We start from the raw sequence: 22,031 nt of genomic DNA, 5'->3' as shown, positions 1-22,031 counted from the left end.
GGGTATTGGAGCGCGTCCACAGGCCTCCTGCAGTGATCCTATCTCTAGGTAATTTTCATGGATCGTCGGTGGAGTTAACAAATGATGCAGACATAATTGTGGGTTCCTTCCGGCGTGGGCGCAAGGAGATTTTGTATATTCAAGGGAGCCAGCTTGGTACTGCTTTGGAAGTTTCGTATCGACGTGACCATTGTGGGGTGGTAAGAAAAATATTGGGGGGACCGTTCGAATGGATGGGTTTCAGCTATCATCCTGCAGGCAAGGGAGTGAAGTTGTGGACCTCACCCCTGTATTAGGAAGCACGGGACCGGACAGCAGGTGCGGGCCCATGTGCTGGCATCCTTCCCTAATTAAAGATTGTTATGGGTCCACTGTCCACGGCAGGACCCCGGCCGAACCTTGCCTAGAGAAGCTGAAGCATGGGGAGAATGATTCTTTGCTCGGATGCTGAACTCCTGGCCTAGTGATGACCCGTGAGTAGCGGCTGGTGCCTGTTCTTCGAGGGCGTTAATCACTTAAGCAGTCCGGAACGACGTAGATGCGAAAATTTGCCCTCCCAACTGCATCTAGGCTGAGGATAGATTTAGGTCAAGCCACCTCCGGGGCACCTTCGTTGAAGGCATTGGCGTCGCCTGAACATTTTTAGGTCTGTTGCAACCGCTGCTAAATGCTGTGCGTAAAGATGTTCCGTTATTCCCGCATAGGTACGATTCGGTCGAAGTCAGTGGTAAACACAATCAGGATCTGTTGTCGACTATCGGCGATGGTAATGTCTGGAGTCTTCGACCCATCTGACCATAACGAATCGCAAAAGTCGGGCGCGACTACGCTTCCACTCGGGATACTGACTGGTGAAGGGTAGCTACATGATTGGAATTCTGAATCGGCTCATGGAGCAGATCGAACAGTAGCTTGATGCGGTAATAGATCTTGGTCAGTTGCTGGAGAGGTCGGGTAACACTGTGTACCACGTGCGCCGTCGGCGCATGGCAGTTGCGGCTGCAGATCTGCTGGAAGGCTAGGACCTGCTAGGCCTTGCCGTGCGCTTAGGCTACGGTTTGGCAGAAGCCTTCGGCCGGGCATTTCTTGCGGTGCACGGAGCCAGCTCGGGCGATATTCGCCGTGCAGGCGGACGCCTTCGAAGCCAGCCAATACTCAGGTTCAGCCTGACTGCCGAAGGGAGTGCCCTCATGGATGCCCGAATTGTTGAACGGTCGGAATTCATGCTGGTGGGCCACGCGGCCCGAGTGCCCTTGATCCACGAAGGGGTCAACCCGCAAATCCAAGCCCATATCGCATCGCTACTGATCAGCGAGCATGCTCGGCTCAAGGAATTGGGCAACGCCGAACCTGCCGGCCTGCTCCAGGTCAGCGCCGACGTGGATACCGATTACAGGGAAAGCACCAAGCTGACATACCTGCACGGGGTCGCAGTGCTGGACGGGCCGGTGCCCGAAGAGTCGGATGACCTCACGGTGTCTGCCGGGACGTGGGCGTTTTTCCGCACATCTGGTCGTCATTCCGCGGCTCTGCGGGAGGTCCGGGCTTACACCGCTACGCAGTGGTTCCCTTCGAATGCGTGGATGCTGCGCGAAGGCCCGTCCATGGTGGCAGTGCCGGAACGAGCTGAGGATTTCAGCAACGCTACCTGCGAGCTTTGGTTGCCCGTAGAACGAGGGTAGGACGGGCGCCTCGCCAAAGATCTGAAATAGCCTTTGTGGGGCTTGGCTGCCAGCACGAGGTATCCAAAGTTAGTCTTCCAGCTGCGACTTAGCACTTGACTTCCTCGTTCGGGGTGGAATCGCTGGTCCGATATCCGTATGACAAGAATATTGCCTCGATAGCCGCACGCCGCTGGAGATTCCGGCCACCTTTGCCACGTTTGGTGGTGTATCGAGTTAGATCGAGTCGATCGCCTCGAAACCTGGCCATGGGTAGATAATTAGGCCATCCGCTGGCATTGACGGCGAACTGTTCGTCAATGAGCTGTTGAACGTTGTTGTCGAAATGCTTGACTAGTTCGGCGAGCAGAGTTTGGGAAGCGAAGTTTTCCGCGGTCAAGATGCGATGTCGGCGACGATGAGCACAGGAGTCAGCGGCATGAGGGACCGCCAGCGTTCAGGCAGTGCTGCGTAGTGTTCCAAGACGAGGGAGATAGTGTCTTCGCCCGTGACCAGGCGCAATGCTGGTCGTTGGCCTTCAAGCGCTAAGACGTCGCGGCTGTAGGCCCCAAAAGTCATGAATACCACGAGTTCGCCGGCGCCTTGAACACCGATGAGTTGCTGTACTTCGGGAGCGTCAATCGTGGCGGTCTTGTGCTTGCACTGGACCTTGATCAGCGGGGGCTCAACACCTAAGGGATCCTTGTGGGCGATGACATCGACACCACCGACTTGGAATGGGCGGTGACTCGGGCTTGGTAGCCGAGGACCCGCAGGAAGTTGGCGGCGTATTCTTCGAACTGGCGGTGGTTTATGCGTTCGCTGAGTACTTCGAGGACGAAGTCTCGGGTATGGCGATCAATCCTGGACGCGCAGGGCTCATCGGATACATCGTCATCGTGGGAGTTGCGTGCTGCGGCCTGTTCAAGGATCGTGGTGAATTTTTCGATGTCTTCGGTGCGAGTTTAGAGGACAGCGAGGAATTCGTGCGCGTGCTTACTGACTTTGAAGAGCGTCAGTGCTGAGCCGATTTCGCAGAGCGCTGGTTGAGTGACGACGGTGCGGGAAAGACCGATTTTCTTCCATTCCACCTTGCGACGATGAGGATGCGTTTTTGCCGCAGCATCGAAGTAGTAGTCGCTACTGACGACACCGATATTGATCGTGCTGTCGGGCTTGTATGGTGCGACGACGATGCCACCGATCTACATTTCATCACGGAAACGCAGGAGCATCCCTGCCCAGGTGGGGGATTGCCTTGTGACGTTCCTCGGGGGTGATGCGGGCGAGCTCGGCTATGAGCCCGTCGCGTGTGCCTGAGATCTGCGAGAGATCAGAAATGGTGTCCCAGCTGATGCAGACGAAGTTTTCTTCAACCAGTTCAGTGGTGTAGGCACGGAGAACGACAACATACGGATCGTAGGTACATGTGCTGTATCCAGCTTTCATAAAACCGACCTCCTATTGTTCGGAAGTTCCGTCAGTCGTTATTGTTGGTTTGTCAGTTAATTCTAATAATTAGGAGAAGTAATGAACATTAAGGCTAAGCTCGCTTCTCGTGCACTTTCCCTAGGGTTGCTCGCAGGAGCCGGAACTGTCATGGCGCCGGCTGCCAATGCGGATGCTTATTATTATCAGATTAAGCGCAGCACCTTGTCGGCATGCCAAGCGGAATACCGAACTGCCGTCAAGCAACTCACAGGGAGTATTGGTGCCCAGTACCCCTGCGAATGGAATAAGTACCAGCGCGCTTTCATCGGCACGATCGTTTACAACTACTAAATAGGCTTGAAAGTACCCAGCAGCATCGGTATCTGTCATGGTCTGCTGGGTAGCGCTGTTTTGGGCAGAGGGCAGGCGCCGAAGGCAGTAGCTTTCGAAAGTAGGCCCGACAGTTCAGGTGCGACGAGCCGGGCCAGCGTATTTAACGGGACCGAACGGCGAGGAGTAGTAGCTCGATTTTCGACTCCAGAGTCCACCTCGAATGTAGCACTAAGCGATAGCGCCACTATCCAAGAGCAGTGCTCCTTCTGTCTGGCATGGGTGCTTTCCACCTGCGAGCTATGACTTCCGGCGCAAGCCGATAACTAGGTTTGTCCACAGCTCGCACGCGCTTGCCCCGCAGATCCAATGCTGCGGTTCAAACTGGTTCCCATGAGCACAGGAATCGCGCAAGCACTGAAGGACCTGGCCAACGCCAAAGCGTTGGCCGCTTCAGCGACCCGGCACCTGGCCCAAGGCGGATTCACCGCAGGCCAGGCCGCCTATTTCGCGCTGCTCACCGAAGACATGACCCAGGTACTCACCCGGACCCAGGTCCACGCTGCCGCCGCGCTGCGCAGTACCGGTGCCCACAAGCTCGACCAGGAATCGTTCCAGACCATCACCGACCTCGGGCCCGACCCCACCATTGAAGAGATCGAAGCGGCGAAGGGGCGCACCACCACGGGGCGCACGCATTTCAAGGATGCCAAGGGCCTGATGACCGGCTGGCTGGATATCCCGCGCAGCACCGCCGCCGCCCGGCTGGTGCAGGCCGACTGCCTGCTTGGCGGCGTGGACGAAGCAGGACAAGCGACGGAACCGTGGTTGCCGGAACTTGCCGTGCAGTTCGAGGACCCGGGCATTGATCCGCGGCTGGTGACTTCGGCGGCCATGAAGCTGCAATCCCTTCGCAAGGATCTGGGCGAAGGAAAAGGCGCTGAAGCGAAGAAGCAGCAGCTCCAGGCCGAGTCCGCGGCCTTCCTGCGGTCGGAACCGAAGTCGGCGCGCAAGCACATCAACGACCTGGTCGCGCAGGTGAAGGCCGGCAAGCGCCCGCTCAAAGCCCTCCTGGATGGTATTGGGATCTTCAAGCGCGGTATGCGCAAGGGCTTTGTCGAATACCTCATCCGTGTTCTTCCCTCGCAATCCGCCTACATCGAGGCGTATTTCGCGAATCTTGATAATCCTGCCACCGTTGCCGGCAACCGCCAGGGCTTGAAGGACGTCGATGCCCAGTTCACCGGTGAGGAAACCAGCGGCTGGGATGACGAGGACAGCAAGCCCGACTGGGCGAAAGACAGACCGGGTGACGAGGCAACGGAAGACGAAGAACTCCGCCAAGAAGATGAAGATCTTCGGCCGGAAGACGAGGATCGTCCGCCGGATGAAGGACTCCGACCAGAAGCAGTGGATCCCCACTCCGACGACGATGAATTAGTGCCGGAAGAAGCTGCAACTGAAGCGAATCCGGCGACCCTTGAATGGGAAGATTTGAAACCCGAACGCAGACGGCTCGTTGGTTTCATGGCATTGCTGATGAGCGAACGGAAACCCAGCAGATGCCCGCCGGAACAGCAATCGGGACTTGCCAGCGCGCAGGTGAGCGTCATCTTGGATTGGGATAAATTGCAGCAGCAAACTGAGAATTTCGCTGTGACCTCCTCGGGGATTCTGCTATCTCCGGGGGAAGCCAGGACCGCACTGTGCAATGCCGGGATTCTCCCGGTGGTGTTGAACGGCAAGAGCCTGCCCCTAGATCTCGGACGAACACAGCGGCTATTCACCAAGGCCCAAGTCCGAGCCCTGAGTGCAGCCTATCGAGGCTGTTCCTATCCCGGGTGCAGCATGCCTGCGCAGCGGTGCGAGGCGGATCATCTGGATCCGTGGGAGAAGGGCGGGCGAACTGATATCAAGTCTGCGGTGTTGAATTGCTTGATTCACCATACGGCCAGGCATTGCGGGTTGTTCCAGGCGGTGAAGATCCCTGGGAGCCGGCCGATGGTGCTGTTGCCGCCGGAGTTGGATCCGGAGCAGAAGTTGCGGGTCAATACGTATTTCATGACTCCGGCCGAAGGGTTGGAGGCCGAAGCCTTGGCAGAGGAGAGCACAGCGAAGTGGCGTGCTGGGTTGCTGGACGTCGAAATCGCCGAGCCCTGAACAGCGGCGCGCGCAATGCTTAAAGTGAAAGATCCTGGAAGCAGTGCGCTTCCAGGACCTTGAAAACTCTAGGCGTTGGCTTCCAGATGCTTGGCTGCCAGCACGAGGTAGTGGTCAGCGTTGGTCTTCAACCCGGCGACTTCCTCTTCGCTCAGTTCGCGGCGGACCTTGGCAGGAACGCCGGCAACCAGGGAACGCGGCGGAACTTGTGTTCCTTCCAGAACCAGTGCACCTGCAGCAACCAGCGACTGCTCACCGATCTCGGCACCGTTCATGATGGTGGCGCTCATGCCGATCAGGCAGCCATCGCCCACGCTGGCGCCATGCACGACTGCCGAGTGGCCCACGGAGATGCCCGCGCCCAGGGTGCAAGGGAATCCTTCATCGGCGTGCAGCACGACGTTATCCTGCAAATTGGTGCCTTCGCCCACACGAATCGGTGCCGAATCGCCGCGCACGGAAACCCCGTAGAAGGCGCTGGCACGGTCAGACAGCTCGACATCGCCGCTCAAGGTGGCGGTAGGGGCTACGAAAACGTCCTGGCCGACCTTCGGGGTCGCGCCGTCAATGGTAATAATGTGCGTCATTCCACCTACTGTAATGGCCAAGCACTGCAGCGGCGAGTTCACTATCGAAGATCTCAAGTCCGCGAGCGGGCTGCGGCAACCAGTGCACGCTGCCAGTCCCGATCCTCCTCGAGCGCGCGCAACGGCAGGCCCAGCTGCTCCGCGGCTTCGAGGAGCAGCAGTTGGCTGTCCGGTATCGGCGCGGCGAAATCCACCTGCGCGAAAGGGCCGTCAGCGCCGGTGAGCACTTCGGTCCGGTGCGCGTCGTGGGCATCGTCCAGCGCGTTGTCTTGTTGCGCGCGCCAGAACCATCGCGCGGTATCAAATGCGTTCACGAATTCATCCCACGAACCATAGGTTTGCTGGGCATACGACGCAGCTTGCAAGGCGACGTCCTGAGCTATACGCAGATCCAGGTATCCGCAGGTGGCCGCGGATCGTGCAACCATGACGGCGCGTGAAAGATCCCACGCCAGGAAGTCCAGTTCCAGCACACCGCGCTCATTGCGCTGCAACCGGCGCAGGGACAGCAATTGTTCGCGGGCCTCGTCGGAAGTCCGTGCCTGCTTGCCAAGCGCATTTCGGTGCTGGGCCAGCGGAGTTCCACCCGTCTCGACCAGGTCCCGTGCCTGCTGCCAGACAGACCGGTGCCCGTGCGAAAGCAATGACCAGATCTCTTGCAAAGCATCTTCGTCATCGAAGATGCCCCACGCTTCGGCCAGGATAATCCGCTCTTCTTCCGGATCGGGGAAGAGGAAGGCATCGAGGTCCGCCCCTCGGCACAGCGCATAGCCGCTGCTCATGGCCAGAGGGAAAGCCAGCGGATCTCCGGCGAGAGATTGCCGGTAGCGCGGCCGATGGTGCTCTGGCAGCTGCAGCGCCTGGGCCTTCAACGCCTTGCGGCGCTTGCTTGACGCCCTGAGCAATGGCCAGCACGCCGAGGCGGCAACCAGCAGGGCGAGGACGGCCAGTGCTGCATAATCCATGCCTACGAGAAGACTATGGTGCGCTGGCCGTCGAGCATCACGCGGTGCTCGGCATGCCACTGCACGGCGCGGGTCAGTGTCCGGCCCTCTACGCTGCGACCCAGCTCAACTAGCTGCTCGGCGGTGCGGGTGTGCGAGACGTGGGTGACTTCCTGGTCGATGATCGGACCTTCATCCAGGTCAGCGGTGACGTAGTGCGCGGTTGCGCCGATCAGCTTCACGCCGCGGGCGTAGGCCTGATGGTATGGCTTCGCGCCCTTGAATGAGGGAAGGAAGGAATGGTGGATGTTGATGACTCGGCCTTCCATGCGCTCGCAAAGCGAATCCGAGAGGATCTGCATGTAGCGGGCAAGCACCACCAGCTCGATGCCGTAGTCCTCGGCGAGCTTGAGCAGCTCAGCCTCGGCCTGCGACTTGTTCTCCTTGGTCACTGGCAGGTGCACGAAGTCCACGCCGTAGAAGTCGGCCATCGGCTTCAAATCCAGGTGGTTGGAGACGATCACCGGCACGTCGATGGCCAGCGTGCCGGCACGCTGGGCGAACAGCAGGTCGTTGAGCGCATGCCCGGCCTTGGAGCACATGATCATGGTGCGGGTGCGCTTGGCGCCATCGTCCACACGGAGGGACATGTGGAAATCGTCGCGGATGGGCGCGAGCCCCGCGCGGATCTGTTCCAGGGACTGCTCGGTGGCTACCTCGATGCGCATGAAGAAGGTGCCGGTTTCGGGCGAGAGGAACTGCTGGGACTCGGTGATATTGCAACCGGCACCCAGTAGACCCCCGGAAATGGCATGGACGATGCCGGGACGGTCGATGCAAGATAGGGTGACGATGAAATTGTTCATGCATTGAGATTAACCGGCTGGCGCGCTGCATGCACATTCGTCTCGGTGGAGTTACACAGTTAGGCGTCGAAGCTACTGGATCATCAGCAGGTTTCCGCACTCAGCCGAGGTGCTTTATGCGTCTTCAAAAAACACCGTTCGAACTAATGATCAATACCTGGCCGCGCTATGACATGATGTCTATAAATTTGGCTTTTTCACACTTGGGGAAACACATGAGGCTGCTGCATCGTTTTACTTCGGTTATAGGCGCCACCGCCTTGGTATTCGCCGGGCTCGTGCCCCCAGCCCACGGTGCTATCAGCCCTGCAGACTGCTTCGAGTACATGGATGAGACCGCTAGTGTCGTCGTGGGTTTGTCCTGCAAGAACGTGGCATCGTTGCAGGAACTGCCGATGACGCGCGATATCCAGTGGATCGGCGTCGACACCCGGAAGGAGCAGGCGCTCGGTGGGCTGGAAGTCCTGGCCGCCAACCCCCAGTTGCAATCGGTGCGGATCAATAAGGCTCCACAGGAAATCATCGCGGAACTAGCCAAGCTGCCAGTGCTGGAGTCACTGTCATTGACATTCCCCAAGGGGCAGCAGGTGCAGCTGGCTGGGCTGGGACAGTTGTCTGACCTGAAGGAACTTGAAGTGCTCGCCACGAGTTCGACGGATTATCGCTGGGCCAAGGATCTGTCTGATCTCGAAGTACTGGATCTGGCCAGCTACACCAAGCCGCTCATCGAACTGAAGATCGGTGCCAGCACGGAAATTGAACCGGTGATCACGGTGGATGGCAGTGTGCTCAAGCCGTGGGAATACACCCGCGAACGAATCCTGGGCCAGATCAGCCCCACCGGATTCACCGCGAACAAAGCTGGATTCGCGGGTGTGGCGGCTGAACTCACCGACTTCGAGGCGGTGATCCCGGGACAGGAGAATCTGAAGTCTGTCAGCTACGCGGCCAGCTGGCACATTGGCGTGCGCGATACTGCCCAGCTCGGCCGAATTTCACTGAACAGGAACCCGTCGCTGGCGGGCCATGACGCGGCGGTCGTGGGAGATGCCCTGCTGGCACCGACAACCAATTACCCATACACGGCCCTGCAGTGGACCCGCAACGGGGCACCGATTCCCGGTGCCGTGGGAGAGAGCTACCAGCTGGTGCGCGAAGACTCCAAGAAAGTCATCGCGCTGAACTATGAGACGAAAGCAGTTCGTCAAAACGGCGAAGTATGGGTCCCCTCGGCGCAGGGGACGATGAAGTACGGAGCGCCGATTGCCGCGACAGTCGCCTCGATCGCCAAGCCGACGATCAGCGGCAGCAAGATCGTGGGACAGAAGCTCACCGCTTCCCTCGACGCCGCATACTTCCCGGAGTTCACACGCCATTATCAGTGGCTAGTCGACGGTTTCGAGATTCCGCGGGCTACCGCGAAAACCTATACCCCACCTCAGTCCTATGCCAACCGCAAGATCGCCGTGCGGGCAACTCTGCACGCGGCGGACGGAGAATCGGTATGGCTGCCGGCCAGCTCGGCAGTCAAGGTCGTCAAGGGTACGATCACGGTTGCCAAGCCAAAGGTCTCTGGAACCTCAAAAGTCGGTTCCAAACTCACCGCCAAGGCCGCCACACCGGCTCCGTCCGCCCAGTCCACTAAGTACCAGTGGCTGCGCAGCGGCCAGAAGATCAAAGGTGCCACGGCAAAGACCTACGCGCTCAAACCCGCAGATCTGAACCAACGGATCTCAGTCTCGGTGACCTATGCCAAGGCCAACTACACTACCAAGACCGTGACCAGCACTGCGACCGGGAAGATCGCAGCCGCCAAGCTCAAGGTCCTGAAGAAGCCGGTGATCACCGGCAAGAAATCCACCGGCAAGACCTTGAAAGCCACGGCAGGCAGCTACAACACTAAAAACGTGAAGATCTCCTACCAATGGACGCGCTCCGGAAAGATCATCCCCAAGGCCACCAAGCCGAACTACAAGGTCGTCAAAGCCGATGCCCGGAAGACCTTGGGCGTGTGGGTGACGGCCTCGAAACCCGGCTACACCACCGTGCTAACCAAGGTGAGCAAGAAGTAACTGGGCACGCTATACCGCAACCGCGGACAGGAACTTGCTGGCTGCCAGCGCCGCCTTCCTCCCTGCCCGGGTAGCGCCCAAAGTCGAGGCCGACGCGCCATAGCCGACGAAGAACAGCCCCGGCACCGCCACGGCAGCCACCCCGTCCTCCATCAGGATGCCGCCTTGAGCCGTGTGCAGTTTCAGATCGCGCAAATGCCGGTGGGCATGCCGGAAGCCGGTCGCCCACAGGATTGCATCGATCTTTTCGCGTGACCCGTCGGAGAAGACGACGGCGTCGGATTCCAGCCGGTCGATCTTCCCCCGCGAAACCAGCGCCCCGGAGGCGATCCCGGCGCGCATCTTCTCGGAGAGCAGCAACCCGGTGGTGCCCACCACCGACTTCGGCGGCAGCCCTGCACTGGTGCGCTCGTTGACCTGGCGCTCCACTTCCTGGCCCCATTCGGCACCGGTGGGAACGTCGCGCCAGTCCGGTGCGCTGCGCGTGGACCACAGGGCATCCACGCCGGCAGCGCGCAACTGCACGATGAACTGGGTGGCACTGGCGCCGGCCCCGACCACCAAAACGCGCTGCCCGGCGAATTGCTGCGGGGAGACGAAGCCATTTGTGTGCACCTGCGGACCGTCGAAGTGCCCGGGGTAGACCGGCCAGAACGGATTGCTCCAGGTCCCGGTGGCGTTGATGATGGTGCGCGCCCGGTAATCCGCATCGGCGTGCACCACGAAGTTTTCTCCGTCGTTTTCGACCGAGGTCACCGGTGCGCCGTGGCGTACCGGCAACGCGAAGCGCTGTTCGTATTCCGCATAGTATTCGGACACCACTTGCGAGGCCGGCCGGGTGGAATCCTGCACCTCGAGCGGGAAATCGGGCAAGGGGTGGATATGATGCGCGTCGCCCAGCGTGAGGGTATCCCAGCGGTGCTGCCAGGCCCCGCCGGGTGCAGGGTTTGCGTCGAGCACCAGGAAGTCGATGCCGCGCTTGGCCAGATGGTAGGCGGCGGCAAGCCCGGCTTGCCCTGCGCCGATCACGATTGTCGAGTACACGCATAAGGTAACTCTGCGCACTTCAAAGTCATTCCCGAAGCAATTTTCGCTACACTGGAACGCGTGACTGGCGTTAGGTGGGTAACCACCAGGGAGCTAATTGTGCGAGCCGCGCGCCTGGGTTTGCACACCACCCGCCTTGGGAACAGGGCACCTACGGAAGGAACAGCGTGAGCGCACGCATTCTCGACGGCAAGGCCACCGCGGCCGCCATCAAGCAGGAACTGGTCGAACGCGTTGCCAAGCTCAAGGCTGCCGGGCACACCACCGGACTGGGCACCATCCTGGTTGGCAACGACCCGGGCTCGGCCTGGTATGTCGGCGGCAAGCACAAGGACTGCGCCGAAGTGGGCATCGAGTCGATCCGCGTGGATTTGCCCGAGGAAACCACCCAGGACGAGCTGCTGGCCAAGGTGCGCGAGCTGAACGAGAACCCGAACTGCACCGGCTACATCGTGCAGCTGCCGCTGCCCAAGCACATCGATACGGACGTGATCCTCGAAGCCATGGATCCGGCCAAGGATGCCGACGGCCTGCACCCGATGAACCTGGGCCGCCTGGTCGCCAACGTCAACCGCCCGATGGCCTCCCCGCTGCCATGCACCCCGCTGGGCTGCGTGGAACTGCTGGCCCGCCACGATATCGACCTGAACGGCAAGCACGTGCTGGTCCTGGGCCGCGGCGTGACCATCGGCCGCCCGGTCGGCCTGCTGCTGACCCGCCGCGACGTGAACGCGACCGTGACCCTGGCCCACACCGGCACCACCAATCTTCCCGAGCTGCTGGCCCAGGCCGATGTCGTCATCGCCGCTGCCGGCGTGCCGCACATCATCAAGGCCGACGCCATCAAGGAAGGCGCGATCGTGCTGGACGTGGGCGTTTCCCGCGTGGATGGCAAGGTCACCGGCGACGTTGATCCGGCTGCTGCCGAGGTCGCGTCGTGGATCTCGCCGAACCCGGGCGGCGTGGGTCCGATGACCCGCGCGATGCTGCTGAACAACGTGGTCGAGGCCGCCGAGCGCAACGCCCGCTAGTCTCAACCAAGCCCGCGCCGGTTCCCGGCGCGGGCTTTGCTGTACTCCCGCGGGAGTACTGCGCGCACGCCGCCAGTGGCATGTGTCGACTCGGCCCGCCAGAGCATCCTCTGTTTCATGAGAAGACGAGCGCTGTTCCTCCCCATGGCCGTCGCCGTCATCCAGATCGTGGGCACGCATATGGCCGCTTGGCGCCAAGGCGTCGATCTCACGGTCGGGAGGGTGGCGCTGTTGCTGGCCGGGCCAGCCCTCTTGATTTTCCGGCGGCGATCGCCGGACCTGGCCGCGGCCGGATGCGCCGCATTGAGCGCCGCCGCGCCTGGCCGAACTGACCGCTCGGGAGCGCGAAGCGCTGATCCAGGTCGCACCGGGAAGAACAGCGCCGAGATCGTCGCGGAACTTTTCATCCCCCGCTGACTGCAAAAACCCATGTTTCGCGGGTCATTGGCAAGCTGGGGTTCACGGTCGCACCTCGCTGGTGGTCCTTGCCTACGAATCCGGCTGGTCACTCTCGTAGAAAAGTTGGGCAACGAGTAATGCTCGTCCGGTTGGGAATGAATTCTCAACTTGTCGGATAAAGTGGTGGTGGAATCATCACACGCAACAAACACTATCGAGGTACCCATGACGGAAAATACTGGCGGCCAGCCACAGCGCCCTTACGAGCAACCACAGCAGCCCATCCAGATCAACAACCACATTGTTGTGGTGAACCAGAAGAGCACGCTCCTGGCCTACGTCCTATGGTTCTTCCTCGGCCAGCTGGGCATCCACAAGTTCTATCTCGGCCAGGTTGTGGCGGGCGTCGTGTACCTGGCCCTGGGTGTTATCGGCTGGGCCACGACCTTCATCCTGATCGGCTGGGTGCCCTTGGGCGTGCTGTGGATCTTGCTCATTATCGACATTTTCACCATCCCGGGCACGGTCCAACGCATCAACCAGCGCGGCGCCACCCGATACATGGCATAGCGTACCGGCAGTCTGCCTAGGGGAGCGCACGGCCAGTGCACAGTGCCTTCCGTAGGCGGATGTGCCGGTGGGCTGATCGAGGCAGAGTGGATGCATCCGTTCCCACTGCCCAATGAGCATCGTGATCACGACTCTCGCCCACGCCGCAGGCTAGGTATAAGGCTCGTTCTGGTTCGTCCCGATTTCCGGATTCCTGGTGATCGCCGGTCTTCACTTTCCAGCGCCGCCGCTGGCAGCACCAAGGCCCGGCCAGGGCAGAAGGGTGTTGCGCGAACGCTTCGTTCGCGGGGAGATCGATGACACCGAGTACCGCCAGCGCCTGGAAGTCTTGCGCACCAAGCTGAAGTAGCAGAATGCGCAAATGGCCCGTTCCTTTTGGAACGGGCCATTTTCAGGGAGACTAGGCGTCCTGCGTGGACTTCACTGCTTCAGCGCGGCGCTTGTCGAAGACCAGCGCGCCCACTTCCTGCTCCGCTTGGTTGCGGAAGGACAGGTCGATTCCGGCCCGGTCGCGGATCAGCGAGACCGCGGTGAACGAGATCGCGACGACGATCAGCAGGTAGATGGCCACCGCGGTGGTGCCGCCGGTCGCCTGCACCAGCGCCTGGGCGATGGTCGGTGCGAACGCGCCGCCGACGATCGCGCCGATCGCGTAGGAGATCGAGACGCCGGAGAAGCGTACCGAGGCCGGGAACAGCTCCGAGTAGAGCGCCGCCTGCGGGCCGTAGGTCAGCCCCAGTCCGATGGAGAACAGGCCGAAGGCCAGGTAGAGCAGGCCCAGCGAGCCGGAGTTGACCAGTGCGAAGACCGGGAAGAGCGAAGCTGCCAGAATAATGAAGCCGATCTGGTAAGTGCGCTTGCGCCCGATCTTGTCGGCCAGCAGGCCAGCGACCAGGGTCATGACCAGCCATACGGCGGCGCCGAAGGCCACGGCGACCAGCACGTCGGTGCGCTCCAGCCCGACCGGGCCATCAGGGTTGGTGGTGTAGGCCTGGAAGAAGCCGCCGGTGGTCATGTAGCCTGCGGCGTTGTTGCCGGCGAAGACCAGCGCGGCAATGAGCACCAGTGGCCAGTGCTTCTTGAACAGCACCAGGATCGGCACAGCGGTCTGGGCCTTGTTCTCGCTGATTTCCTCGAAGACCGGGGACTCGTCCACCGAGCGGCGCACGAAGTAGCCGACGGCGATCAGGATAATCGACACCAGGAACGGAACGCGCCAGCCCCATTCGAGGAACGCATCGCCGGGGGAGATCACCCCGGTCATCAGCGCCATGGTGCCCGAGGCCAGCAGCATGCCCAGCGGCACGCCCACCTGCGGGTAGGAGCCTGCGCGGCCGCGGTGGCCGTCGGAGGCGTGCTCGACGGCCATCAGCACTGCGCCGCCCCATTCGCCGCCAGCGGAGATGCCCTGCAGGATGCGCAGCAGCAGCAGCATGATCGGCGCCCAGATGCCTGCGGTCTCGTAGGTCGGCAGCACGCCGATCAGCGTGGTGGCTGCACCCATCAGCGCCAGGGTCAGGACCAGCATCGCACGGCGGCCGATCTTGTCGCCGAAGTGCCCGGCCAGGAATGCGCCCAGCGGGCGGAAGAGGAAGGACAGGCCGACCGAGGCGAAGGAGATCAGCAGCGCGATGTCCTGGCCAGCTGGCTCGAAGAACAGCTGGCTGAAGACCAGGCCTGCTGCGGTGGCGTAGATGAAGAAGTCGTACCACTCCACGGTGGTTCCGATGACCGTCGCGAAAGCTACGCGGCGCTGGTTGGCCTTGGCGGCCTTGGATTGTGTCATAGTGCTTCCCTTGCGAGTGGTACCGAGGCGTCGATCACTGGCACCTGAGTTTTGGGTCACTCCAGTGTGGCACCAAGCACAAGTAAGGTAAACTTCAAATGTCTGCAATACTTCTGAAGGTCGGCTTATGTATTCGATGCGCCATCTGGAAATCATGGCTGAACTGCCCGTCCACAGCACGCTCGGTTCGGCGGCCAGCGAATTGAGGATCTCGGAATCGGCCTTGTCGCAGGCAATTACCGCCATCGAGAAGCATGCCGGGGAGACCTTGTGCCTGCGGCGCAAGGCCCACGGGATCCGGCTCACCGCGTCCGGGCAGCACTTCGCCGCCATGGCCCGGAAGATCCTTTCCGATGTCGGCGAATTGCGTGCAACATTCCCGCAAACCGAAGGAGCGCTGCGCGGGCCGGTGCGCTTCGGCTGCTTCGCTTCGCTCTCTCCGCACCTGATTCCGGCCACGCTGGAAGGGTTCGACCACCCCGAGGTGCAGCTCGATGTGCGCGTGGGCACCCACGAGGACTTGCTGCCGGCCCTGCGCGAGGGCGAGATCGACGTTGCTTTCGTCTACGACCTGCAGCTGCCCGCCGATATGGACAAGCAGTCGATCTACCAGACCGAGATGCAGGTGGTGCTGCATCCCGAGCACCGGCTGGCCAAGCTCGCCCGGCCGCTGGAACTGGCCGACCTGGTCGACGAATCGCTGATCATCTACGAGTCCGACCCGAGCACCGAGCACCAGAAGCAGCTCTTCGCCTCCCAGGGCCTACAGCCCAGGATCGCCGCCTCGGTCCCGCAGATGATCCTGGTCTCCGCGATGGTGGGCCGTGGCCTGGGCTACGGGCTGCTCATGCGCCGCCCGAACAATGCCGAGGTCTCCATCGAGGGCCGCCCGCTGGCCTTCCGCGAGCTCCAGGCTCCCAACTACCCGAATGCGGTTGTGGCCATCACCCCGCGCGGGGTGCGCATTCCCGCGCGCGTCCAGGCGCTGATCGACCACTGCACCTGCGCGATGGCTGAGTCCTGGTAGACGCGCACCCCCGGGGCGCGCATAATGGCCACATGATTGGCACGTGGCAGGCCATGGTCATCGACTGCGAGGACCCCGATGCACTGGCCGGATTCTATGAACAGCTCCTCGGGATGGTGCGCATCGTCAACGAGCCCGACTGGGTATCCATTGGCGACGCGCCGGACCATCCTGCGCTCGCCTTCCAGGCGGTTAGCCCGTACGTGGCCCCGCAGTGGCCCGGGCATGTGCACCCGCAGCAGGCGCATATCGATGTGAAGGTCAAGGATTTGGACCTGGCCGAAGAACAGGTGCTGCACCTTGGTGCGCGCTGGACCGGGGAAGGGTCCAAGACCTTCAGGGTCTATCTGGACCCGCAGGACCACCCGTTCTGCCTGGTGAGCTGGTAGCCGCGTAGGCGATCTTCGCCGCCTGCAGCCGGGTCGAGACTCCGAGCTTGGCCAGCACCTGGGAGACATGCGTCTTCACGGTGCTCTGCCCGATGCCCAGCCGCTGCGCCAATTGCGGGTTGCTCAGCCCTTCGGCCAACCCGTCGAGCACCTCGCGTTCCCTGCCGGTCAAGCCATCAGGCAGCTTCGCGGTGCCGGGCTCCGGCGCCAGCGCCCGGGCCAGAATCCGCGCAGTCACCTGCGGATCCAGCACCGATTCGCCACGGGCGGCGGCACGCACGCCCATGATGATCGCCTGCGGTTCGGCGCTCTTGAGCAGGAACCCGTGCGCCCCGGCCTGCAGCGCGCCAAAAAGGTACTGGTCATCATCGAAGGTCGTGAGCACCACGACGCGGCAGCTGCCATGCAGCGCCTTGGTGGCCTCGATGCCATCGAGCACCGGCATGCGCAGATCCATCAGGATGACGTCGGGGGATAGGGCACGGGCCATGGAAATGGCCGATCGCCCGTCGGCCGCTTCGCCCACGACTTCCAGGTCTTCCGCGGCCTGCAGCACCAGCCGGATCCCCATGCGGACGGTTGCATGGTCATCAACGATCAGGACTTTCATGGCTTCTCCATTGCTTCGGCTGGGCCCGGGAATTCGACGTGCACTTCGAAATCCGTGCCGGTGCGCACCTCGAACCGTCCGTCGAGCGCGGCGACGCGGGTGCGGATATTCTCCAGCCCGGTCCCCGCTCCGGGGGCGCGGCCGGCGTCCTGGCGCAGCCCGTTGCTCGCCGTGATCGCCAGGCCCTTCTCCTGGACCACGCTCAGTTCCAGGGTAGTGCCCGGGGCATGCTTGGCGTGGTTGACCAGCAGCTCGCAGACCGTGCGGTGCGCGGCGGTATGCACCGCCGGGCCGAAGCGCTGCGGATGCGCCACCCGGTACTCCCAGCGCACCGGGCTGCCGAATCCGGCCACCAGCTCGGGCAGGTCCTCGATCCGCGCCTGCAGCGCAGGGCCGCCGGCATGCAGCATCCGCACCATTGCGGACATGTCCTCCAAGCCGGACACCGACTCATCGCGGATGCTCTGCAACGGTGCCCGCGCATCTGGGGGTGCGGCCGGAAGCAGGGCGCCGGAGAGCAGGGCGATTGACGAGAACCTGGCCGAGAGCACATCATGCATCTCGCGGGCCAATGCTGTGCGCTCCTGGACGCGGGAAAAGTCGTGCTCGGCGACCAGCTGGTCTTCGCGGGCATCGGCCGCCGACTGCACAGCCTCTGCCCGCTGGGCTTCGGCCTTGGCCAGCTCCTTGGCGGTGCGCACATTCTCCGCCCAGAGCATCGGGGTGAAGAGGATGAAGCCGGCCATGAACAAGGCCAGCACCACCTCCTGCGGATTCCCGGTGACCAGCCAGGTGGCGATGGCCAGCGAGATGGCGGCCAGGCACAGCAGAGCCAGTGCCACCGTCCGCATGCGCACCGAACCGAGCAGGAACAACCCGAAGACGCACTCGAAGACCAGGAAGTATCCGCCGATGCTGCCCACGGCCAGCAGGCCGGCGCCGGCGAGCAGCATGGCCACGGAGCTGGCTACGAGAAAACGGCGACGGACCAGCACGGCGGCCAAGCCGATGAGCAGCAGGGGGATCCACTCGTATCCGCGGATCGCGAACCATGGGGGATTGGCCAGTCCCGAAAGATGCAAGATGGCGGTGAGCACCAGATAGGTGCCGACGACCTCGGGTTCCTTGTCTCCGCTGCCCATCCGCCGAATGAAGTTCATGCTTCCAGCATCCCCGAACTGGCTGCCCGCCGGTATCCCCCTTAAGGAGGAGAAAGCGCAGCCCACTGGCCGATACCGCGAATCGGCAGGCCGCGGAACAGTGGAAACCATGGACATCATGACGAGCAATCCCGAACTATCCCTTCTCATCCTGGCGCTGATCGACTCGACCAGCATCGGCACCCTGGTCATTCCGCTGTGGCTGCTGCTCAGGGGGCGCCGCGAAGCCATTGCCAAGGTCCTGGCCTACCTGCTGGTGATCGCCGGATTCTACTGGATCGTCGGGGTGCTGCTGCGCAGCGGGTTGCTGCTCATCGATCCCGGCATCTTCCAGCACCGGTTCTTCCGGCTGGCCGGAATGGCGGTCGGGGCGCTGATGATCATCTGGGCGCTCACCTACCGCACCGATGCGCAGAAGGAAGCCAGCGCACGGAAGAAAGCCATCGCGCATAGCGGCGCGGCACTTGAAGGACCGGCACCGAGCCCGGCGGACGCAACCGGCCAGGTGCCGCGGCGCTTGCGCAGCCGTTTGGGAACTGCGCTGGATACCCGCACCGGGCTGATTGCCCTGGCCCTGTTCGCCGGCCTCTTGGAACTTCCCACGATGCTTCCCTACCTGGCCGCCGTAGGCGTCATGCAGGGCGCCGGCTGGGGCACCGGTTTGCAGCTGCTTGCGCTGATCGGCTACTGCCTGGTGATGATCGTCCCGGCGTTGGTGCTGGTTGGCGCCCGTGCGCTCGCCGGCCCGCGCATCGAAGCCTGGCTGCAGAAGATGGGGGCCAAAGCCTCGGCCTACGCCCAGGAAACCCTTGGCTGGGTGGTGGGCATCGGTGGATACCTGCTGATTCGCGCATGCCTTTCCGGGCAGGATCTGCACAGCTTGCTCGGCTAGCCACGCTGTGGGCGAAAGGGCACGGTTCCAATTGGCTTGAAGCGGGGTAATGATGCGAGAATTGACGGCATGGAACCTCTAGGCAGCAGCGCGAAGCAGGGCAGGAAAGTCACCCTGAACGCATCAACTTTGGCAATGTCCGTCATGGTCATCGTCCTTCTGGTGGCAGTGGTATTCGCTGCCAACTCCAATGAGATCGTCGGCTGGTTCGTTGTCGTCATCTCCGCCGGTTGGCTGCTGCTGGCCGCATTCATGATGTTCGGCCTCAAGCGAGGCGCGGACAAGATCAACAACTCGCTGCGCGAAGCCACCGCGGCGGCTACCCCGCGCGCCCAGCCAGGCACCGTGGTGGTTGACGAGTCCACAAGCCAGCGCGACATGAAGCTGGACCACTCGTTCAAGATCGTCCAGGTCCAGGCCCGCGTGATTGCCGAGCAGCGCGAGGCGAAGGGCGAGGACTACGAGGGCATGATCGACCGGGCGCTGGAGACAATACAGATGACCGCGACGAATGCGCGGGACATGATCAAGCCGGCCAAGCCGATGGATGGCGAAATCATCGACTAACTGACCAGGGCAACGCGAAAGCGTTGCCCTTTTTCGTTGCCCGTGTTTGGGCGCAGGCCAGATCAGCGCGTAATCGAACGCTTAATTTTGTAAGCTGGAACAGTGATACCTACCAGTGTGGAAATTCTCAACAAGGACGCCGGCGCGCTGCGCGTCGCGTCGGTCAACGTCAACGGCATTCGCGCGGCCTACAAGCGCAACATGGCGGACTGGATCGCCGCCCGTGACGTGGACATCCTGTGCCTGCAGGAAGTACGCGCACCGGATAAGATCCTGCGCGACCTGATTGGCGAGGGTTGGCATATTCTGCATGCCGAGGCCAAGGACAAGGGCCGCGCAGGGGTCGCCGTCCTCTCGCGGACCGAGCCGGTAGCCGTGCGCGAGCACATCGGCGAGGACTACTTCGCCGAATCCGGGCGCTGGGTCGAAGCGGACTTCGAAGTCAACGGCGAGGTCTTCACCGTCGTCTCCGCCTACGTCCACTCCGGCGAGCTGGGCACCCAGAAGCAGGAGGACAAGTACCGCTTCCTGCAGCGCATGAACGTGCGTCTGGCCGAACTGAAGAGCGAGAAGGACCACGTCCTGGTGGTGGGCGATTTGAACGTCGTGCACACGCAGAAGGACATCAAGAACTGGAAGCCGAACCATAACAAGCGCGCCGGCGTCATGGACGAGGAAATCGCCTACTTCGACGGATTCTTCGGCCCGGAAATCGGCTACAAGGATGTGGCTCGCGAGCTGGCCGGCGACGTGCAGGGACCGTACACCTGGTGGTCCTTCCGCGGACAGGCCTTCGACAACGATGCCGGTTGGCGTATCGACTACCACATGGCCACCCCGGCACTAGCCGCCAAAGCCATCAAGTCCCACGTAGACCGTGCCTCGGCCTACGATTTGCGCTTCTCCGACCATGCACCGCTGGTCGTCGACTACCAGTTCTAAGGAAAACCATGGAAACAACCCGTCCCCGCGTACTTTCAGGAATGCAGCCTTCGGGAGATTCGCTGCATCTTGGCAACTATCTGGGCGCATTGGTCAACTGGGTCAAGACCCAGGATGACCACGAAGCATTCTTCTTCATCCCGGATATGCACGCGATTACCACGCCGCAGGACCCGGCCGAGCTGCGGGCCCGCACCCGCAAGACCGCCGCGCAGTTCATCGCCGGCGGCATCGACCTGGACAAGTCCACCCTGTTCGTCCAGTCGCAGGTTCCCGAGCACGCTCAGCTGGCGTGGGTCTTCAACTGCATCACCGGCTTCGGCGAAGCCAGCCGCATGACCCAGTTCAAGGACAAGTCCTCCAAGGGCGGCGCGGATGCCGCCAGCGTCGGGTTGTTCACCTACCCGGTCCTGATGGCTGCAGACATCCTGCTCTACCAGCCGGAAGGCGTTCCAGTGGGCGATGACCAGCGCCAGCACGTGGAGCTGGCCCGCGACCTGGCCAAGCGCTTCAACCACCGTTTTGGGCAGACCTTCACCGTTCCGGAGGCGTTCATCCCGAAGGAGGGCGCGCGCATCTACGACCTGCAGAACCCGACCTCCAAGATGTCCAAGTCCGCCGAGTCCCCGGCTGGCCTGATCAACGTGCTCGATGAGCCGAAGCTGATCGCCAAGCGCATCAAGTCCGCCGTGACCGATGCCGGGTCCGTCGTGGCCTACGACAAGGCTGAGAAGCCAGGGGTTTCGAACCTGCTGGATATCCTGGCCGCCGTGACCGGCAAGCATGTTCCGGAGCTGGTCAACGAATTCGAGGGCAAGATGTACGGGCATTTGAAGGTGGCTGTGGCAGAAGCTGTCGTGGAGCGCCTGACCCCGATCCGTACCCGCACCTTGGAACTGCTGGATGATCCCGCCGAGCTGGATCGCCTGCTGCTGGTTGGAGCGACCAAGGCGCGCGAGGTCGCGTCGAAGACCGTTGCCGATGTCTACCAGAAGGTCGGCTTCCTGCCGCCGCTGGGAATCTAGCGAATCCGATGGTTTTCGAGTACACCCTGGGCGTAGTGATCCCGGTGCCGCAGCCACACCGGGAGACCCTGCGCGCGTGGCGCCAGGAATACGGGGGAGAGGCCACCGGGCCGATCGCGCCGCATATCACCCTGGTGTCCGGATCGTACCTGAATTCCTGGGAGAAGGCGGCGGCCCAGGTGCGCCGGGTGGCAGCCACGGTGCAGCCCTTCAGCATCCAGCTGGGTCCGGCTCGAACCTTCCGGCCAGCCAGTGACGTGGTTTTCCTGCCGCTTGAAACCGGCGCCGATGAATGCTGGGCGCTGCACCGTGCGCTGCTCGGCGACGCACTGAGGCACGAATCAGCTTTCGCCTACCATCCGCACCTGACCATCGCGCAAAACGTGCCGGCAGCGCAATTGGACGCCGCGCAGGCGGCGCTGGGCGACGCGCAGCTGTCCTTCACCGCCGACCGCATCCAGCTGTTCGATACCCGCGGCGGGGAGTGGAACTTCAGCGAGGACATCGCGCTCGGTTCATAGCGCACCCCGTGCTG

General features: G+C 62.2%; 24 protein-coding genes and 1 pseudogene. 16 read left to right on the top strand and 9 right to left on the bottom strand.

Annotation, left to right across the window (positions count from 1 at the left end):
• Window positions 1-923: 923 nt before the first annotated feature.
• Window positions 924-1,682, top strand: a pseudogene (locus ACIOU9_RS08395) (GyrI-like domain-containing protein).
• A 375-nt stretch (window positions 1,683-2,057) separates the two neighbouring features.
• Here ACIOU9_RS08395 and ACIOU9_RS08390 read toward each other — a convergent pair.
• Complete coding sequence (locus tag ACIOU9_RS08390) at window positions 2,058-2,453, bottom strand: restriction endonuclease (protein WP_402696663.1); 396 nt, start codon at window positions 2,451-2,453, stop codon at window positions 2,058-2,060.
• Here ACIOU9_RS08390 and ACIOU9_RS08385 point away from each other — a divergent pair.
• The gene (locus ACIOU9_RS08385) at window positions 2,399-2,686 is read left to right on the top strand and encodes a hypothetical protein (protein ID WP_402696533.1); all 288 of its coding nucleotides are present in this window, start codon (window positions 2,399-2,401) and stop codon (window positions 2,684-2,686) included. The genes ACIOU9_RS08390 and ACIOU9_RS08385 overlap by 55 nt on opposite strands.
• Window positions 2,687-2,876: 190 nt before the next feature.
• On the opposite strand, the gene ACIOU9_RS08380 is transcribed toward ACIOU9_RS08385, so the two are convergent.
• The gene (locus tag ACIOU9_RS08380; RefSeq protein ID WP_402696531.1) at window positions 2,877-3,110 is read right to left on the bottom strand and encodes a hypothetical protein; all 234 of its coding nucleotides are present in this window, start codon (window positions 3,108-3,110) and stop codon (window positions 2,877-2,879) included.
• An 81-nt stretch (window positions 3,111-3,191) separates the two neighbouring features.
• On the opposite strand from ACIOU9_RS08380, the gene ACIOU9_RS08375 reads away from it, so the two are divergent.
• Window positions 3,192-3,443: a hypothetical protein gene (locus ACIOU9_RS08375; protein WP_402696529.1), complete on the top strand. Its 252-nt coding sequence runs from the start codon at window positions 3,192-3,194 to the stop codon at window positions 3,441-3,443.
• Window positions 3,444-3,815: 372 nt separating this feature from the next.
• Window positions 3,816-5,582: a DUF222 domain-containing protein gene (locus ACIOU9_RS08370; RefSeq protein ID WP_402696527.1), complete on the top strand. Its 1,767-nt coding sequence runs from the start codon at window positions 3,816-3,818 to the stop codon at window positions 5,580-5,582.
• 68 nt (window positions 5,583-5,650) lie between these two features.
• Here the strand turns inward: ACIOU9_RS08370 and ACIOU9_RS08365 are convergent, their stop codons facing one another.
• Genes ACIOU9_RS08365 through purU form a run of 3 tightly spaced genes read right to left on the bottom strand, consistent with a single transcriptional unit; the run spans window position 5,651 to window position 7,979 of the window.
• Window positions 5,651-6,169: a gamma carbonic anhydrase family protein gene (locus ACIOU9_RS08365; protein ID WP_402696525.1), complete on the bottom strand. Its 519-nt coding sequence runs from the start codon at window positions 6,167-6,169 to the stop codon at window positions 5,651-5,653.
• 53 nt (window positions 6,170-6,222) lie between these two features.
• Window positions 6,223-7,134, bottom strand: coding sequence for a DUF1266 domain-containing protein (locus ACIOU9_RS08360; protein WP_402696524.1), 912 nt, complete (start codon window positions 7,132-7,134; stop codon window positions 6,223-6,225).
• A gap of 2 nt (window positions 7,135-7,136) precedes the next feature.
• Window positions 7,137-7,979 carry a formyltetrahydrofolate deformylase gene (purU, locus tag ACIOU9_RS08355; protein WP_402696522.1) on the bottom strand — a complete coding sequence of 281 codons (843 nt, stop codon included), beginning with the start codon at window positions 7,977-7,979 and terminating at the stop codon, window positions 7,137-7,139.
• Between the two features lie 326 nt (window positions 7,980-8,305).
• On the opposite strand from purU, the gene ACIOU9_RS08350 reads away from it, so the two are divergent.
• Entirely contained in the window at window positions 8,306-10,051 is a 1,746-nt protein-coding gene (locus tag ACIOU9_RS08350; RefSeq protein WP_402696520.1) for a hypothetical protein, read from the top strand.
• 9 nt (window positions 10,052-10,060) lie between these two features.
• Here ACIOU9_RS08350 and ACIOU9_RS08345 read toward each other — a convergent pair whose 3' ends face one another.
• A complete protein-coding gene (locus ACIOU9_RS08345) occupies window positions 10,061-11,095 on the bottom strand; it encodes a flavin-containing monooxygenase (protein ID WP_402696519.1) in 1,035 nt (344 codons plus the stop codon).
• A gap of 170 nt (window positions 11,096-11,265) precedes the next feature.
• Here ACIOU9_RS08345 and ACIOU9_RS08340 point away from each other — a divergent pair, with 170 nt between their 5' ends.
• The 4 genes from ACIOU9_RS08340 (at window position 11,266) to ACIOU9_RS08325 (ending at window position 13,447) form a co-directional block, all read left to right on the top strand.
• The gene (locus ACIOU9_RS08340; RefSeq protein WP_402696517.1) at window positions 11,266-12,129 is read left to right on the top strand and encodes a bifunctional methylenetetrahydrofolate dehydrogenase/methenyltetrahydrofolate cyclohydrolase; all 864 of its coding nucleotides are present in this window, start codon (window positions 11,266-11,268) and stop codon (window positions 12,127-12,129) included.
• Window positions 12,130-12,246: 117 nt separating this feature from the next.
• Window positions 12,247-12,546, top strand: a complete 300-nt coding sequence (locus ACIOU9_RS08335; RefSeq protein ID WP_402696516.1) for a hypothetical protein — start codon at window positions 12,247-12,249, stop codon at window positions 12,544-12,546.
• Between the two features lie 207 nt (window positions 12,547-12,753).
• The gene (locus ACIOU9_RS08330) at window positions 12,754-13,098 is read left to right on the top strand and encodes a TM2 domain-containing protein (RefSeq protein WP_193058526.1); all 345 of its coding nucleotides are present in this window, start codon (window positions 12,754-12,756) and stop codon (window positions 13,096-13,098) included.
• 196 nt (window positions 13,099-13,294) lie between these two features.
• Window positions 13,295-13,447 carry a hypothetical protein gene (locus ACIOU9_RS08325; RefSeq protein ID WP_402696515.1) on the top strand — a complete coding sequence of 51 codons (153 nt, stop codon included), beginning with the start codon at window positions 13,295-13,297 and terminating at the stop codon, window positions 13,445-13,447.
• Between the two features lie 51 nt (window positions 13,448-13,498).
• Here the strand turns inward: ACIOU9_RS08325 and ACIOU9_RS08320 are convergent, their stop codons facing one another.
• Window positions 13,499-14,884 carry an MFS transporter gene (locus ACIOU9_RS08320; RefSeq protein WP_402696514.1) on the bottom strand — a complete coding sequence of 462 codons (1,386 nt, stop codon included), beginning with the start codon at window positions 14,882-14,884 and terminating at the stop codon, window positions 13,499-13,501.
• Window positions 14,885-15,011: 127 nt separating this feature from the next.
• Here ACIOU9_RS08320 and ACIOU9_RS08315 point away from each other — a divergent pair, with 127 nt between their 5' ends.
• Both ACIOU9_RS08315 and ACIOU9_RS08310 read left to right on the top strand, forming a co-directional pair.
• Complete coding sequence (locus ACIOU9_RS08315; RefSeq protein ID WP_402696513.1) at window positions 15,012-15,911, top strand: LysR family transcriptional regulator; 900 nt, start codon at window positions 15,012-15,014, stop codon at window positions 15,909-15,911.
• A 32-nt stretch (window positions 15,912-15,943) separates the two neighbouring features.
• Complete coding sequence (locus ACIOU9_RS08310) at window positions 15,944-16,300, top strand: VOC family protein (protein WP_402696512.1); 357 nt, start codon at window positions 15,944-15,946, stop codon at window positions 16,298-16,300.
• On the opposite strand, the gene ACIOU9_RS08305 is transcribed toward ACIOU9_RS08310, so the two are convergent.
• Both ACIOU9_RS08305 and ACIOU9_RS08300 read right to left on the bottom strand, forming a co-directional pair.
• Window positions 16,248-16,910 (bottom strand): response regulator, encoded by a 663-nt coding sequence (locus ACIOU9_RS08305; RefSeq protein WP_402696510.1) that lies wholly within the window; start codon window positions 16,908-16,910, stop codon window positions 16,248-16,250. The two genes, ACIOU9_RS08310 and ACIOU9_RS08305, sit on opposite strands and share 53 nt — an antisense overlap.
• Complete coding sequence (locus ACIOU9_RS08300; RefSeq protein ID WP_402696509.1) at window positions 16,907-18,070, bottom strand: sensor histidine kinase; 1,164 nt, start codon at window positions 18,068-18,070, stop codon at window positions 16,907-16,909. The genes ACIOU9_RS08305 and ACIOU9_RS08300 overlap by 4 nt, the downstream gene beginning before the upstream one ends.
• 109 nt (window positions 18,071-18,179) lie before the next feature.
• Here ACIOU9_RS08300 and ACIOU9_RS08295 point away from each other — a divergent pair, with 109 nt between their 5' ends.
• The 5 genes from ACIOU9_RS08295 (at window position 18,180) to ACIOU9_RS08275 (ending at window position 22,017) form a co-directional block, all read left to right on the top strand.
• The gene (locus tag ACIOU9_RS08295; protein WP_402696508.1) at window positions 18,180-18,962 is read left to right on the top strand and encodes a GAP family protein; all 783 of its coding nucleotides are present in this window, start codon (window positions 18,180-18,182) and stop codon (window positions 18,960-18,962) included.
• 69 nt (window positions 18,963-19,031) lie between these two features.
• Complete coding sequence (locus tag ACIOU9_RS08290; protein WP_013348085.1) at window positions 19,032-19,529, top strand: hypothetical protein; 498 nt, start codon at window positions 19,032-19,034, stop codon at window positions 19,527-19,529.
• Window positions 19,530-19,631: 102 nt separating this feature from the next.
• Window positions 19,632-20,471 (top strand): exodeoxyribonuclease III, encoded by an 840-nt coding sequence (locus ACIOU9_RS08285; protein WP_402696506.1) that lies wholly within the window; start codon window positions 19,632-19,634, stop codon window positions 20,469-20,471.
• A gap of 8 nt (window positions 20,472-20,479) precedes the next feature.
• Window positions 20,480-21,496, top strand: a complete 1,017-nt coding sequence (trpS, locus tag ACIOU9_RS08280; protein WP_013348087.1) for a tryptophan--tRNA ligase — start codon at window positions 20,480-20,482, stop codon at window positions 21,494-21,496.
• 8 nt (window positions 21,497-21,504) lie between these two features.
• Window positions 21,505-22,017: a 2'-5' RNA ligase family protein gene (locus tag ACIOU9_RS08275; RefSeq protein WP_402696504.1), complete on the top strand. Its 513-nt coding sequence runs from the start codon at window positions 21,505-21,507 to the stop codon at window positions 22,015-22,017.
• The last annotated feature ends 14 nt before the right edge of the window (window positions 22,018-22,031 follow it).

Source organism: Glutamicibacter sp. NPDC087583, assembly GCF_044743685.1.
In the GTDB taxonomy this organism is placed as follows: domain Bacteria; phylum Actinomycetota; class Actinomycetes; order Actinomycetales; family Micrococcaceae; genus Glutamicibacter.
Note: the sequence above shows the minus strand (reverse complement) of the source record. Positions and strands in the feature narration are given on the sequence as shown.

Bases quoted from the DNA above. Each gene is read 5' to 3' on its own strand.
- ACIOU9_RS08385 (WP_402696533.1), top strand. From the start codon at position 2,399: ATGGGCGGTGACTCGGGCTTGGTAGCCGAGGACCCGCAGGAAGTTGGC.
- ACIOU9_RS08380 (WP_402696531.1), bottom strand. From the start codon at position 3,110: ATGAAAGCTGGATACAGCACATGTACCTACGATCCGTATGTTGTCGTT.
- ACIOU9_RS08375 (WP_402696529.1), top strand. From the start codon at position 3,192: ATGAACATTAAGGCTAAGCTCGCTTCTCGTGCACTTTCCCTAGGGTTG.
- ACIOU9_RS08370 (WP_402696527.1), top strand. From the start codon at position 3,816: ATGAGCACAGGAATCGCGCAAGCACTGAAGGACCTGGCCAACGCCAAA.
- ACIOU9_RS08365 (WP_402696525.1), bottom strand. From the start codon at position 6,169: ATGACGCACATTATTACCATTGACGGCGCGACCCCGAAGGTCGGCCAG.
- ACIOU9_RS08360 (WP_402696524.1), bottom strand. From the start codon at position 7,134: ATGGATTATGCAGCACTGGCCGTCCTCGCCCTGCTGGTTGCCGCCTCG.
- purU (WP_402696522.1), bottom strand. From the start codon at position 7,979: ATGAACAATTTCATCGTCACCCTATCTTGCATCGACCGTCCCGGCATC.
- ACIOU9_RS08350 (WP_402696520.1), top strand. From the start codon at position 8,306: ATGGATGAGACCGCTAGTGTCGTCGTGGGTTTGTCCTGCAAGAACGTG.
- ACIOU9_RS08335 (WP_402696516.1), top strand. From the start codon at position 12,247: ATGAGAAGACGAGCGCTGTTCCTCCCCATGGCCGTCGCCGTCATCCAG.
- ACIOU9_RS08330 (WP_193058526.1), top strand. From the start codon at position 12,754: ATGACGGAAAATACTGGCGGCCAGCCACAGCGCCCTTACGAGCAACCA.
- ACIOU9_RS08320 (WP_402696514.1), bottom strand. From the start codon at position 14,884: ATGACACAATCCAAGGCCGCCAAGGCCAACCAGCGCCGCGTAGCTTTC.
- ACIOU9_RS08315 (WP_402696513.1), top strand. From the start codon at position 15,012: ATGTATTCGATGCGCCATCTGGAAATCATGGCTGAACTGCCCGTCCAC.
- ACIOU9_RS08310 (WP_402696512.1), top strand. From the start codon at position 15,944: ATGATTGGCACGTGGCAGGCCATGGTCATCGACTGCGAGGACCCCGAT.
- ACIOU9_RS08305 (WP_402696510.1), bottom strand. From the start codon at position 16,910: ATGAAAGTCCTGATCGTTGATGACCATGCAACCGTCCGCATGGGGATC.
- ACIOU9_RS08300 (WP_402696509.1), bottom strand. From the start codon at position 18,070: ATGAACTTCATTCGGCGGATGGGCAGCGGAGACAAGGAACCCGAGGTC.
- ACIOU9_RS08295 (WP_402696508.1), top strand. From the start codon at position 18,180: ATGGACATCATGACGAGCAATCCCGAACTATCCCTTCTCATCCTGGCG.
- ACIOU9_RS08290 (WP_013348085.1), top strand. From the start codon at position 19,032: ATGGAACCTCTAGGCAGCAGCGCGAAGCAGGGCAGGAAAGTCACCCTG.
- trpS (WP_013348087.1), top strand. From the start codon at position 20,480: ATGGAAACAACCCGTCCCCGCGTACTTTCAGGAATGCAGCCTTCGGGA.
- ACIOU9_RS08275 (WP_402696504.1), top strand. From the start codon at position 21,505: ATGGTTTTCGAGTACACCCTGGGCGTAGTGATCCCGGTGCCGCAGCCA.